The 13,476-nt window shown below is 59.7% G+C and carries 10 protein-coding genes and 1 pseudogene; 7 read left to right on the forward strand and 4 right to left on the reverse strand.

Features of this window, described 5'->3' with window-relative positions:
* Positions 1 to 55: 55 nt before the first annotated feature.
* Entirely contained in the window at positions 56 to 2,791 is a 2,736-nt protein-coding gene (gene secA, locus J2Y86_RS11630; protein ID WP_253431193.1) for a preprotein translocase subunit SecA, read from the reverse strand.
* Between the two features lie 307 nt (positions 2,792 to 3,098).
* Between secA and J2Y86_RS11635 the strand changes: the two genes are divergently transcribed.
* Positions 3,099 to 3,554 carry a DUF721 domain-containing protein gene (locus J2Y86_RS11635; protein ID WP_027922922.1) on the forward strand — a complete coding sequence of 152 codons (456 nt, stop codon included), beginning with the start codon at positions 3,099 to 3,101 and terminating at the stop codon, positions 3,552 to 3,554.
* A gap of 120 nt (positions 3,555 to 3,674) precedes the next feature.
* On the opposite strand, the gene J2Y86_RS11640 is transcribed toward J2Y86_RS11635, so the two are convergent.
* On the reverse strand, positions 3,675 to 5,162 hold the full coding sequence (locus J2Y86_RS11640) for a helicase HerA-like domain-containing protein (protein WP_253431196.1): 1,488 nt from the start codon (positions 5,160 to 5,162) through the stop codon (positions 3,675 to 3,677).
* A 174-nt stretch (positions 5,163 to 5,336) separates the two neighbouring features.
* Here J2Y86_RS11640 and J2Y86_RS30425 point away from each other — a divergent pair.
* From J2Y86_RS30425 to J2Y86_RS11660, 5 genes and pseudogenes are all read left to right on the forward strand, one after another.
* A pseudogene (locus J2Y86_RS30425) lies at positions 5,337 to 6,368 on the forward strand (HAMP domain-containing protein); the annotation flags it as partial.
* Between the two features lie 93 nt (positions 6,369 to 6,461).
* Positions 6,462 to 7,226: a methyl-accepting chemotaxis protein gene (locus J2Y86_RS30430; RefSeq protein ID WP_437180684.1), complete on the forward strand. Its 765-nt coding sequence runs from the start codon at positions 6,462 to 6,464 to the stop codon at positions 7,224 to 7,226.
* Positions 7,227 to 7,440: 214 nt separating this feature from the next.
* Positions 7,441 to 8,562 carry a glycosyltransferase family 4 protein gene (locus J2Y86_RS11650; protein ID WP_253431202.1) on the forward strand — a complete coding sequence of 374 codons (1,122 nt, stop codon included), beginning with the start codon at positions 7,441 to 7,443 and terminating at the stop codon, positions 8,560 to 8,562.
* Positions 8,555 to 9,331: a DUF2334 domain-containing protein gene (locus tag J2Y86_RS11655; RefSeq protein ID WP_253431205.1), complete on the forward strand. Its 777-nt coding sequence runs from the start codon at positions 8,555 to 8,557 to the stop codon at positions 9,329 to 9,331. Before J2Y86_RS11650 ends, J2Y86_RS11655 begins: the two co-directional genes overlap by 8 nt.
* The gene (locus J2Y86_RS11660) at positions 9,328 to 10,323 is read left to right on the forward strand and encodes a lysylphosphatidylglycerol synthase transmembrane domain-containing protein (protein ID WP_253431207.1); all 996 of its coding nucleotides are present in this window, start codon (positions 9,328 to 9,330) and stop codon (positions 10,321 to 10,323) included. Before J2Y86_RS11655 ends, J2Y86_RS11660 begins: the two co-directional genes overlap by 4 nt.
* Before the next feature lie 1,237 nt (positions 10,324 to 11,560).
* Here J2Y86_RS11660 and J2Y86_RS11665 read toward each other — a convergent pair.
* Both J2Y86_RS11665 and purU read right to left on the reverse strand, forming a co-directional pair.
* The gene (locus J2Y86_RS11665; protein ID WP_253431210.1) at positions 11,561 to 11,758 is read right to left on the reverse strand and encodes a hypothetical protein; all 198 of its coding nucleotides are present in this window, start codon (positions 11,756 to 11,758) and stop codon (positions 11,561 to 11,563) included.
* Positions 11,759 to 11,843: 85 nt separating this feature from the next.
* On the reverse strand, positions 11,844 to 12,692 hold the full coding sequence (gene purU / locus J2Y86_RS11670; RefSeq protein WP_017340494.1) for a formyltetrahydrofolate deformylase: 849 nt from the start codon (positions 12,690 to 12,692) through the stop codon (positions 11,844 to 11,846).
* 340 nt (positions 12,693 to 13,032) lie between these two features.
* On the opposite strand from purU, the gene mvaT reads away from it, so the two are divergent.
* Entirely contained in the window at positions 13,033 to 13,410 is a 378-nt protein-coding gene (gene mvaT / locus J2Y86_RS11675; RefSeq protein ID WP_007933316.1) for a histone-like nucleoid-structuring protein MvaT, read from the forward strand.
* The last annotated feature ends 66 nt before the right edge of the window (positions 13,411 to 13,476 follow it).

Here is a 13,476-nt window from a genome sequence, read left to right on the forward strand (position 1 = left end):
GCCGCGACGGCTGATGCCGGTCGCGGCGCGGGTATTTCAGCGTATGAAACGGGTTTTACTGGATCTGCCCGTGGCAATGCTTGAATTTCTTGCCCGAACCGCAGTAGCACAGTTCGTTACGGCCCAGCTTCTGTTCATTGCGAACCGGTGCGGTGGCGAGGGCTACATCGACCTCTTCACCCAGCAGTTCCGGTTGCTCGAGACCCGGTGCTTCGTCGTGCAGGAACTGCATGCGCGCCGCCAGTGCTTCGGCTTCCTGACGCAGGCGTTGCTCTTCTTCGATCGGGTCTTCGCGGCGAACCTGGACGTGCGACAGCACACGGATCGAGTCGCGCTTGATCGAATCCAGCAGCTCGGAGAACAGCGTGAACGACTCGCGCTTGTACTCTTGCTTCGGGTTCTTCTGGGCGTAGCCACGCAAGTGAATGCCATGACGCAGGTGGTCCATGGTCGACAGGTGGTCTTTCCACAGGTCATCCAGAACACGCAGAACGATTTGCTTCTCGAAGGTGCGCAGCGCATCGGCGCCGGCCTGGTCTTCTTTCTCGTTGTACGCTGCAATCAGTTCCTGCATCAGTTTTTCGCGCAGGGTTTCTTCGTACAGGTGATCGTCTTCGTCGAGCCACTGCTGGATCGGCAGCGCCACACCGAAGTCGCTCTGCAACGCCGCTTCCAGACCGGCCACGTCCCACTGCTCAGGCAGCGATTGTGGTGGGATGTGAGCGCTGACGGTCGCGTTGAGCACGTCCTGACGGAAGTCGGCGATGGTTTCACCGATGTTGTCGGCGGCCAACAACGTGTTACGCATGTGATAGATCACTTTACGCTGTTCGTTGTTGACGTCGTCGAACTCGAGCAGTTGCTTGCGGATGTCGAAGTTGCGACCTTCAACCTTGCGCTGGGCCTTCTCGATGGCGTTGGTCACCATGCGGTGCTCGATCGCTTCACCGGACTGCATGCCCAATGCTTTCATGAAGTTCTTCACCCGGTCAGAGGCGAAGATGCGCATCAGGCTGTCTTCCAGCGACAGGTAGAAACGGCTGGAACCGGCGTCACCCTGGCGACCGGCACGACCACGCAACTGGTTGTCGATACGGCGCGATTCGTGACGTTCGGACGCGATCACCTGCAAACCACCCGACTCCAGCACTTGCTGGTGACGTTTCTGCCAGTCGGCCTTGATCTGGGCGATCTGCTCCGGCGTTGGATCTTCCAGGGACGCGACTTCCACTTCCCAGTTACCGCCCAACAGGATGTCAGTACCACGACCGGCCATGTTGGTGGCGATGGTCAGTGCGCCCGGGCGACCGGCCTGGGCAATGATCTCGGCTTCTTTTTCGTGGAACTTGGCGTTCAGGACCTTGTGTTCGATGCCCTCCTTCTGCAGCAACGCAGACATGTGTTCGGAGGTTTCGATGGTGGCAGTACCCACCAGCACCGGACGGCCCTGGGTCATGCATTCCTTGATGTCGTTGATGATCGCCGCGTATTTCTCGTCGGCGGTCAGGAACACCAGGTCGTTGTAGTCTTTACGCGCCAAAGGCTTGTTCGGCGGGATGACCATGACCTGCAGGCCGTAGATCTGGTGGAATTCGAACGCTTCGGTGTCCGCGGTACCGGTCATGCCGGACAGCTTGTTGTACAGACGGAAGTAGTTCTGGAACGTGGTCGACGCCAGTGTCTGGCTTTCGGCCTGGATGTTCAGGTTTTCCTTGGCTTCGATGGCCTGGTGCAGGCCTTCGGACAAACGGCGACCCGGCATGGTACGACCGGTGTGTTCGTCGACCAGGACAACCTGACCGTCCTGCACGATGTATTCAACGTTGCGATTGAACAGCTTGTGAGCGCGCAGACCGGCATAAACGTGGGTCAACAGGCCCAGGTTGTGCGCCGAATACAGGCTCTCGCCTTCGGCCAGCAGGCCGACACGGGTGAGCATGTCTTCGATGAACTGGTGACCGGCTTCGTTGAGTTCGACCTGACGGGTCTTCTCATCGACGGTGTAGTGGCCAGCCTTGGTAACTTCGCCCTCGACTTCTTCGACATGCAATTCAAGCTGCGGGATCAGTTTGTTGATCTCGATGTACAGCTTGGAGCTGTCCTCGGCCTGACCGGAAATGATCAGCGGGGTACGGGCTTCGTCGATGAGGATGGAGTCGACTTCGTCGATCACGGCAAAGTTGAGTTCGCGCTGGAATTTTTCTTCCATGCTGAACGCCATGTTGTCGCGCAGGTAGTCGAAACCGAATTCGTTGTTGGTGCCGTAGGTAATGTCGGCGGCGTAGGCCAGACGTTTCTCTTCCGGCGGCTGGAATGGCGTGACCACACCGACCGTCATGCCGAGGAATTCGTAGAGCGGACGCATCCAGTTGGCGTCACGGCGGGCCAGGTAGTCGTTCACGGTTACAACGTGCACGCCCTTGCCGGACAGCGCATTGAGGTAAACGCCCAGTGTGGCCACCAGGGTCTTGCCTTCACCGGTACGCATTTCCGCGATCATGCCTTCATGCAAGGTCATGCCGCCGATCAGCTGAACGTCGAAGTGGCGCATACCCATGACGCGCTTGCCGGCTTCGCGGGCGACCGCAAAGGCTTCTGGCAGCAGCTTGTCGAGGGTTTCCCCTTTGGCGATGCGGGCCTTGAACTCATCTGTCTTGGCACGCAATTGATCGTCCGAAAGGGCCACCATTTGCTCTTCGAAGGCATTGACGAGTTGCACCGTCTTGAGCATGCGTTTGACTTCACGCTCGTTCTTGCTTCCAAAAAGTTTCTTTAACAAAGGCGCAAACATATCGGCAGGATCTTCCACACTAAAGGGATGGAGGGCGGCCCCGTGAGTCGCCCGTGCAGCCCTCATGGCCGCATGCGAACGAGCATTCTACCCGGAAACGATGGTGAGGAAAGTGGCGTTGTTCCACGATGCATGCACTGCGCTGTAACGGGGCTCACTTAAAATAAGGGCTTTTTGCTGAACTTCAAGCCAGTTACGGCAGAAGTTACTTGTTGATTTAATGGGTAAAGCGCGCGCAAAGCAATGGGTCGGGTGCATCCAGTGCTTTCTGCTACCATGGCGGCTCTGTTACTTCAGGTGTCTGATCATGGCATTTCGCCCTCTTACGGCCAGAGCACCCGCCGTTCTGCTTCGCGAAGCCAAACCGCTGAAAGCCATTTTTGGCCATGCTCAACGCCTGGGTCATTTACAACGTCTGCTGGAAAGCCAATTGCAGCCCGCCGCGCGCGAGCATTGCCATGTGGCATCGTGGCGCGAAGGCAGTCTGTTGCTGATTGTCACCGACGGTCATTGGGCGACCCGCCTGCGTTATCAACAGAAGCGTCTGCAACGGCAGTTACAGATGTTTGATGAGTTCGCCAGCCTGACCCGGATTCTGTTCAAGGTGCAGCCGCCGACCGTTCAGCAAGGGGCGGCGGGGCATACCATCAGTTTGTCCAGCGATGCGGGGGCGACGATTCAGGCGACAGCTGACGGGATCAGTGATCCGAATCTGCGGGCCGCGCTGGAGCGATTGGCGGCGCACGCCAAACCCAAAACCTGACGTAGATCTAATGTGGGAGCGGGCTTGCTCGCGAAGGCGGTTCAACATTCAACAGAGATGTTGGCTGGTCAGCCGCCTTCGCGAGCAAGCCCGCTCCCACATTTTGACCGTGCCCGCTTGCTATCGACGTTTGCTGCCTCCCAGCAATGAACCCATCAACCCGCGCACCAGTTGGCGACCAAGCTGATTGGCCGCCTGTCGCATCGCCGATTTCAATGCCTGCCCTGCCGCCGTGCCGAGGAACTCCCCGGCCTTGTCGGTAAAGCTTGGCTCTTCGGCCGCCGGTTTGCCGGGCACCGCGTCTGCTTCCGGAGCCAACCCTTTGCGCCCCATCAATATTTCATAGGCCGATTCACGATCAACCGGTTTGTCGTACCGCCCCTTGAACGGCGAGCCGGCGATCAGCACCGTGCGCTCGGTTTCGCTCAACGGCCCGATCCGTGATTGCGGCGGCGCGACCAGGACCCGCTGGACCATTTCCGGCGTGCCCTTGTCCTGCAATGTGCCGACCAGCGCTTCGCCAATCCCCAGTTCAGTCAACACCGACAAGGCGTCGAACGCCGGGTTCGGCCGGAAGCCATCGGCCACGGCCCGAAGGGACTTCTGCTCCTTGGCCGTGAACGCGCGCAAGCCATGCTGGACGCGCAGGCCGAGTTGAGCCAGCACGTCATCCGGCAAGTCGCCCGGCGACTGGGTGACGAAATACACGCCCACGCCTTTCGAGCGAATCAGCCGCACCACTTGCTCCAGACGTTCCTGCAACGCCTTGGGTGTGTCGGCAAACAATAAGTGTGCTTCGTCGAAAAACAGCGCCAGCAGCGGTTTGTCGGCATCACCGCGCTCCGGCAGTTGTTCGAACAGTTCGGCCAGTAGCCACAAGAGGAACGTCGCGTAGACCTTGGGCGCCTCGTGCACCAGGCGACTGGCATCGAGCAAATGAATGCGTCCGCGCCCCTCGGCAGTCGGCTGCAAAATGTCTTCAAGTTGCAACGCCGGCTCGCCGAACAGCGCCTCGGCGCCCTGTTGTTCCAGAATCGCCAGGCGCCGCAACAGCGCCTGACTCGACCCTGTGGTCATCAGCGCCGCGTCGTCCCCCAGCAATTCGGGGTGGTCACGCAGGTGATTGAGCAGTGCCTTGAGGTCTTTCAAATCCAGCAGCAGCAAGCCTTCGCGGTCCGCGACCTTGAATGCCGCGTACAACGCCGACTGCTGACTGTCGGTCAGCTCGAGCAAGGCGCCAATCAATAACGGTCCCATTTCGCTCAAGGTGGTGCGCAATGGATGACCGGACTGACCGTGAATGTCCCACAGGGTGACCGGATACGCCTGAGGCGTGTGGTTCAGCCACGGCATCCCGGCGATTCGCTCGGCAATCTTGCCTTGTGGGTTGCCGGCCGCGCCGAGACCGCACAGGTCACCTTTGATATCCGCCGCAAACACGGCCACGCCAGCATCGCTGAACGCTTCGGCGAGTTTTTGCAAGGTGACGGTCTTGCCGGTCCCGGTAGCGCCCGCGACCAGACCGTGACGGTTCGCCAGACGCATGGCCTGGGCGATCGGTTGCCCCGCGAGATCGGCACCGATAACGAGTTGCGATGAATCATGCATTTGGTCACCTTTGTTTAATCTTTAATCCTGCACGGTCGATATAACAGACTGAAAAGCATCGGTTATCCCCCTAAGGAGAGGACGGAAATATCAGCTTGTTTTCATGACCGCCCACTGTGCGTGTCTTTATAAAAGCACGCCTTGGGCATTAAGACCTTAGCGGAACCCCAAGCCATGAACAAAAACCTGCGCTTCAGCCATAAAATCCTGCTTGCCGCCGCCCTCATCGTCATTGCCGCGTTCGCCTCGTTCACCCTGTACAACGACTATTTGCAGCGCAACGCCATTCGCGAGGACCTGGACAACTACCTCAATGAGATGGGTGACGTCACCGCCAACAATATCCAGACCTGGCTGGCGGGTCGCATCCTGCTGATCGAAAGCCTTGCCCAGAACATCGCCCTCAACCCGGAACAAACCAACGTTGCTCACCTGCTCGAGCAGAAAGCTCTCACGTCGACCTTCATGGCATCCTACCTGGGCGATGCCACCGGCAGCTTCACCATCCGCCCGGATGCAAAAATGCCTGACGGCTTCGACCCACGGGTCCGCCCTTGGTACAAAGGTGCGGAAAGCAGCAGCACCTCGACCCTGACCGAGCCGTACATCGACGCGGCCACCGGCCAACTGATCATCTCCATGGCCACCGCCTCGAAAAAGGCCGGCCAAAGTGTCGGCGTTGTGGGCGGCGACCTGAGCCTGCAAACCCTGATCGACACCCTCAGCGCCCGTAACTTCGACGGCATGGGTTATGCGTTCCTGGTCAGCGCAGACGGCAAGATCCTGGTGCACCCGGACAAAGCGCTGGTGATGAAATCCCTGAGCGAGGCGTACCCGAAAAACACCCCGCGCATCAGCAGCGACTTCAGTGAAGTGGAGGTCGACGGCAAGACCCGCATCGTCACGTTCACCCCGATCAAAGGCCTGCCCTCGGTCAACTGGTACATCGGTCTGTCGGTGGACAAGGAAAAAGCCTTCTCGATGCTCAGCGAATTCCGCGCCTCGGCGGTCGTCGCGACTGTCATCGCGGTCGCGATCATCATCGCCCTGCTGGGCATGTTGATCCGCCTCCTGATCCAGCCGCTGCACGTCATGACCCGCGCCATGGCGGACATCGCCGACGGCGAAGGCGACCTGACCAAACGCCTGACGATCCAGAACAACGATGAATTCGGCGTGCTCGGCACTGCGTTCAACCGTTTCGTGGAGCGCATTCACGGTTCGATCCGCGAAGTGTCCTCGGCGACCGGGCAGGTCAACGAAGTCGCCCTGCGCGTGGTCGCGGCCTCCAACTCGTCGATGTACAACTCCGACCAGCAGGCTTCGCGCACCAGCAGCGTCGCCGCCGCCATCAACCAGCTCGGTGCCGCGGCCCAGGAAATTGCGCGCAACGCCGCCCAGGCGTCGAGTCAGGCCAGCGACGCCCGCAGCCTGGCCGAAGATGGCCAGCAAGTGGTGGATCGCAGCATTGTCGCGATGAACCAACTGTCGAGCATGCTCAGCGCCTCGAGCAGCAACATCGAATCGCTGAACAGCAAAACCGTGAACATCGGGCAGATTCTCGAAGTGATCACCAGCATTTCCCAGCAAACCAACCTGCTGGCGCTCAATGCCGCGATCGAGGCGGCCCGTGCCGGTGAAGCCGGGCGTGGCTTTGCCGTGGTGGCCGATGAGGTGCGCAACCTGGCGCACCGCACACAGGAATCGGCGCAACAGGTGCAGACCATGATCGAGGAGCTGCAAGTCGGCGCCCGCGAATCCGTCAGCACCATGAGCGACAGCCAGCGTCACAGCCAGGACAGCGTGGAAATCGCCAACCTGGCGGGCGAGCGCCTGAACAGCGTGACCTTGCGCATTGGCGAGATTGACGGGATGAACCAGTCGGTGGCCACTGCGACCGAGGAACAGACGGCGGTGGTCGAGTCGATCAATGTCGACATCACCGAGATCAACACGCTGAACCAGGAAGGCGTGGAAAACCTGCAATCGACGTTGCGGGCGTGTTCCGACCTGGAGCAGCAGGCGGCGCGTCTCAAGCAATTGGTGGGCAGCTTCAGGATTTAAATCGTGCTTGCGGGCCCCTTCGCGGGCAAGCCCGCTCCCACAGTGATCCCGGTCGCACACATCATTTGTGTCCACCAAAGATCATTGTGGGAGCGGGCTTGCCCGCGATGAGGCCCTTCCAGACACCGCACAACTTGTTGCCTCCGCCACAAAACCCCAACCGAACATCTATCCTTCATAAAGGTCAACCAAGGGAGAACAACGGACCGGAGGAATGCTCATCGTGCATATCGCTGACATAACCATGTTCTACGCCCCTGCCAGCGGTGGCGTGCGCACGTATCTGGATGCTAAACACCGTCGCCTGGGCATAAAGCCCGGCATTCGTCACAGCCTGTTGATCCCTGGCTCACACCTGAGTGAACAGGATGGCATTTTCACGGTTCCGGCCCCCGCCCTGCCCTTCGGCAAGGGTTACCGTTTCCCTCTCCGTCTCGCGCCCTGGCGCAATGTCCTGCAGGCGTTGCAGCCCGATCTGATTGAAGTCGGCGATCCGTACCTCACGGCCTGGGCGGCGCTCGATGCCCGTCGCCAACTCGATGTGCCGGTGATCGGCTTTTATCACTCGGACCTGCCGCTGCTGGTCAGCAACCGCATGGGCAACTGGGTCACCACCAATGTCGAGGCCTATGTCAGCAAGCTCTACGGCAACTTCGACCGGGTGCTGGCGCCGAGCCGGATCATGGCCGACAAATTGATCAGCCTCGGCGTGAAGAACGTTTTCGTCCAACCGCTGGGTGTCGACCTGCACACCTTCCATCCCGATGCACGAGACCCGGGCCTGCGCGCGGAATTGGGCATCGATGAAAATACCCATCTGCTGATTTTCGCCGGGCGCGGTTCCAAGGAAAAAAACCTGCCGGTGTTGCTCGACTGCATGAAACGCCTGGGCCGCCGCTATCACTTGCTACTGGTGGGCTCGTCGATGCCGGCGGCGGTGCCGGATAACGTGACCGTGGTCGATGAGTTCTGCCCGGCGACGCAAGTGGCGAGGCTGATGGCCAGTGCCGATGCGCTGGTACACGCCGGCGATCAGGAAACCTTCGGCTTGGTGATTCTCGAAGCCATGGCCTGCGGCATTCCGGTGGTGGCCGTGGCAGCCGGGGCCTTCAAGGAAATCATCAACGCGGAATGCGGCCTGCTTTGCGCGCCGAACAACTCGATGGCGATGGCCAATGCCGTACGGGAGCTGTTCAGTTCGGGCAGTGCCGTTTTGGGCCAACAGGCCCGCAGTCATGTCGAGCGACATTATTCCTGGGACACGGTGGTCAACAGCCTGCTGGGCCATTATCACGCCGTCCTCGGCAGCCAATGGCCGCGGATCGCCAATGGCTGAGCCCATGAACGCGCCCAGCCTGCTGTTGGTGTTGCACGACGTCGCGCCGCAAACCTGGGCCGACTACCAACCCTTTGTCGAAGCCATCGACGCCTTGGGCGAGGTGCCGATGACCTGGCTGGTGGTGCCGGATTTTCACAAGCACAACTCGCTGGACGCTCATCCGGAATTTCGGCGGTTGCTCAACCACCGTGTCGCCCGAGGTGACGAACTGGCGCTGCACGGCTATTTTCATTGCGATGAAAGCCCGACGCCCCTCACACCACGAGACTGGTTCATGCGCCGCATCTATACCCACGAAGGCGAGTTTTACAGCCTGTCACAGGAAGCGGCCCTCGCACGCCTGCATGCCGGCATTGACATGTTCCATCGCTACCACTGGCCGCTGGAGGGTTTCGTCGCCCCGGCCTGGCTGATGAGCGAAGGGACACGCCAGGCCTTGCGCCAGCTACCCCTGAGTTACACCAGCGATCCACAGCACCTGTATCGCCTGCCCGATTTCACTCCGGTCGATGCGCCGGGCTTGGTCTGGAGTGCACGCAGTCCCTGGCGTCGGGGTGTGTCGAAGCTGGTCAGCGATCAGCGTGAACACCGCTGGCGTCACGCTCCGGTGATTCGCCTGGGTTTGCACCCGGTGGACATGCGTCACCCCTTCTCACGCAATTATTGGCTGCAAACCCTCAAGCGCCTGCTCGACGAGGGCCGTGTGCCGATGACCAAGGCGCAGTGGCTGGCGCAGCACGACAACCGTGCCGGGCGCGCCGCATGAGCCGCGCCATTGTGTTGTTCGTCGCGCTGCTCGCTGCGGTGCTGATTCCGCTGTTACTGGGCGGCAACCAGACCTGGTCGCGACTGCAGAGTTTTCCATTGAACTGGCTGTTGATCATGTTCGGCATGATCCTGCTGTGCTGGGTGGTCAACACGATGCGCTTGCGTCTTTTGCTGGGTGATCAGCGCGACAAGGTCAGCCCGGTCAAAAGCCTGGGGGTGGTAATGGCGGCCGAGTTCGCCTACTGCGCCACTCCGGGCGGCAGCGGCGGACCGCTGACGATCATGGCGCTGCTGGCGCGCAACGGCGTGCGCCCGGCACGGGGTAGCGCCGTTTTCGCCATGGATCAACTGAGCGATCTGCTGTTCTTTCTCTGTGCGTTGAGCGGGATTCTGATTTATGCGCTGTTCCAGCACCTCAGTGAGCGCATGGAATGGTTGCTGACGGTCAGCGCCATTTCGATGTTCGGCGGGCTGCTCAGTTGCGTGGTGATCGCGCGCTATCATCGGCTGCTGATTCGTCTGAGTGGGCGTTTGCTCGTTCGTCTTAGCGTCAAAGGCTCCACGCGAATGCGCTGGGCACGAAAACTCCTGCATTTCCTGGCGGCGTTTACTGACACGCTGAAACTGCCGGTTCAGACGTTGATCAAGGTGTTTGTCCTGACGTGTGTGCATTGGGTCCTGCGCTACAGCGTGTTGTATCTGGCGTTGCGTGGGCTCGGCGCGGATTTGCAGTGGGCCTGGAGTTTTCTGATTCAGATGCTTTCGCTGAGCGCAGGGCAATTCAGCCTGTTGCCGGGCGGCGCAGGGGCGGCGGAATTGACCTCGGCGGCGTTGCTGGCGCCCATGGTAGGGAAATCCACGGCGGCGGCGGCGATTCTGATTTGGCGGGCGGTGACTTATTACTTTTATCTGGTGGTCGGGGGACCGGTGTTTTTGTTGATGCTTGGGCGGCCGTTGTTGAAGAAGTTGATGAGGTTTCGGCAGGCTTAGGGGGTGTTTTTTTTGTGTACATATCCGTTGCTGCGGTAACGGCTAATATTGGTTCCGCTTTTACAGCGGGTTACTTGGAAAAGCGCCAAGTAACCAAGCGCCCAGCGCCCCTGACGTACGGTGGCTCGCCTGGGCTCGCCATGCCCTCACTCCGGTCCTGCTCCGTGGGCCCGCCGCCATCGGCCATCCATGGCCGGGGGCGGCTAACCCGGCATCCATGCCGGGTTGCCCACTGCGCAGAACCTGCGCTCGGCCTTCCGACGGGGCAGATCAAGATCAAAAGCCAAAGCGAGGCGGCCTGAGAGCCGGCCTGAAGTCCGTCAGGATCATCGGCGGTGAACACCAATGTCATGTCCACCAACAATCCCTGTGGGAGCTGGCTTGCCAGCGATGAACGTCCAGACACCGCGCTCATCCAGGCAGCACGCGTCATCGTTAACGACCATCGCTGGCAAGCCAGCTCCCACAGGGGAATGCGAAACGCTTCAAACGACAGGTCGGCCCGCAGGCCGCCTCGCGGTGCTGTGGCGGTACTCGCCCCCTCGTGAGGCCGAGTGGAGGTTCTGCGCAGTGGGCACCGCGGCAAGGATGCCGCGGTAGCCGCCCCCGGCCATGGATGGCCGATGGCGGCGGGCCCACGGAGCAGGACCGGAAGGAGGGCATGCCGACGGGGCAGATCAAGATCCAAAACCAAAGCGAGGCGGCCTGATAGCCGGCCTGAAGTTCGTCAGGTTCATCGGGGGTGAACACCAATGTCACGCCCACCAACAATCCCTGTGGGAGCTGGCTTGCCAGCGATGGACGCCCAGACACCGCGTTCATCCAGGCAGCACGCGTCATCGTTAACGACCATCGCTGGCAAGCCAGCTCCCACAGGGGAATGCATACACCTGAAGAACAAGGTCGGCCCGCAGGCCGCCTCGCGGTGCTGTGGCGGTGGTCGCCCCCTCGAGAGGCCGAGTGGAGGTTCTGCGCAGTGGGCAACCCGGCATGGATGCCGGGTTAGCCGCCCCCGGCCATGGATGGCCGATGGCGGCGGGCCCACGGAGCAGGACCGGAAGGAGGGCATGCCGAGCCTTAGCGAGCCACCGAACGAAAGGGGCAAAAGCGCTTGGTTACTTGGCGCTTCTCCAAGTAACCCGCTGTAAAAGCGGAACCACTATCAGCCGTTACCGCAGCAACGGATATGTACACCATCAACCAAACGCCGCCCAGCTATAACCTAAATCTCCGGACATCAAAGCTTCTTCGCCAGTACCCCATCACCAGCAGGCACAATCTCAGACTCAGAATTCAACGCCTCCCACAACTCCTCCGCCCCAGGAAACTCCGTCCCATCCTCAGGGCTCAAGTCATCCGGATCATAGCGGCTCAAACACCCCTCCCCCAATGTAGCGGGGGCTTTGGAAGTGGCTTTGTCCAGTGGATCGGCCATGGTCATATCCTCAGTGCAGAAACGGCGAAGGGCCTGAACGATTGAACGCCCAGGCCCTTCGAATTTCAACCGTGTCGTGCGGGTATCAGAACACCACGGTCTTGTTACCATGCACCAGCACCCGGTCTTCCAGGTGATAACGCAGACCACGGGCCAGCACCATCTTCTCGACATCACGCCCGAAACGCACCATGTCTTCGATGCTATCGCTGTGGCTGACACGCACCACGTCCTGCTCGATGATCGGGCCGGCGTCCAGCTCTTCAGTGACATAGTGGCACGTCGCACCAATCAGCTTCACCCCACGCAGGGAAGCCTGGTGATAGGGCTTGGCGCCGACGAACGACGGCAGGAAGCTGTGGTGAATGTTGATGACCTTGTGCGCATATTCACTGCACAACTCGGGCGGCAGGATTTGCATGTAACGGGCAAGGACCACCACTTCGGCTTCGTGCTGTTTGACCAGACGCGAGACTTCGGCGAATGCCGGCTCTTTATCCTGTGGATTGACCGGCACGTGGTAGTAAGGAATACCGTGCCACTCGACCATGCTGCGCAAATCATCGTGATTGGAAATCACGCAGGAGATTTCACAGTCCAGTTCATCGCTGTGCCAGCGGTGCAGCAAGTCAGCCAGGCAATGAGACTCGCGGCTGGCCATCAACACCACGCGCTTCTTCTGCGCGGTATCGGTGATGCGCCAGTTCATCGAGAACTCTTCGGCAATCGGCGCGAACGCTTCGCGGAAAGCCTCGATACCAAAAGGCAGAGAATCGGCTCGAATCTCGTGACGCATGAAGAACCAGCCACTGAGATTATCCGAGTGATGGCTCGCTTCAGTGATCCAGCCGTTATGTGACGCCAGAAAGTTACTGACTTTAGCAACGATGCCGACGCGGTCCGGGCAAGCAATCACTAGCCGAAAAGTGCGCATGAGGGGGAAACTCCAGAACTTCGCAAAGGCCGCCATTCTAGCGATTGCGCGGAAAAACTGCAGTATAGATGACACCTTGCCTTGTGCGAGGGTGGCTGGCACAAGCGTTGAAAGCGCCCACTCACCCGCGCAATGGTGCTCTTGCGGCTAATCTTCAAGTGCTCAATTGTGAATATCTGTGATACCTGCGTCACACTATTTAACTGCACATCCGGCGTACGCCCTATTCACGACAACTAATTTAAATAAACACCGGTTTAAATGTTTACTTGATGAAACACCCTGACTATTATTGCCGCACTGTCCCCTGCCATCCAGCGCCAAACATAAGGTAGTCCCAATGTCCTTGATCAACGAATATCGCGCCACCGAAGAAGCTATCAAAGAGCTGCAAGCCCGTTTGAAGAACCTGTCCCAAGACGACAAACTGCAAACCGAGCTGGAATTCGAAGGCAAACTGCGCACCCTGATGGGCGAATACTCCAAGTCCCTGCGTGACATCATCGCGTTGCTGGATCCAGAATCCAAAACCAAGGCACCACGCGGCGGCGCAGTAAAAACTACTGGCACCAAGCGTGCTCGCAAAGTTAAACAATACAAAAACCCGCACAACGGCGAAGTCATCGAAACCAAAGGTGGCAACCACAAGACTCTGAAAGAGTGGAAAGCCAAGTGGGGCGGTGACGTGGTTGAAGGCTGGGCTACCCTGCTGGGCTAAGCCGCAACGCTTTTCGCTACAAAAAAGAACGCCAGCAAACGCTGGCGTTTTTTTATGCCCGGCATT

It is taken from the genome of Pseudomonas migulae (genome assembly GCF_024169315.1).
GTDB classification, from domain to species: domain Bacteria; phylum Pseudomonadota; class Gammaproteobacteria; order Pseudomonadales; family Pseudomonadaceae; genus Aquipseudomonas; species Aquipseudomonas migulae_B.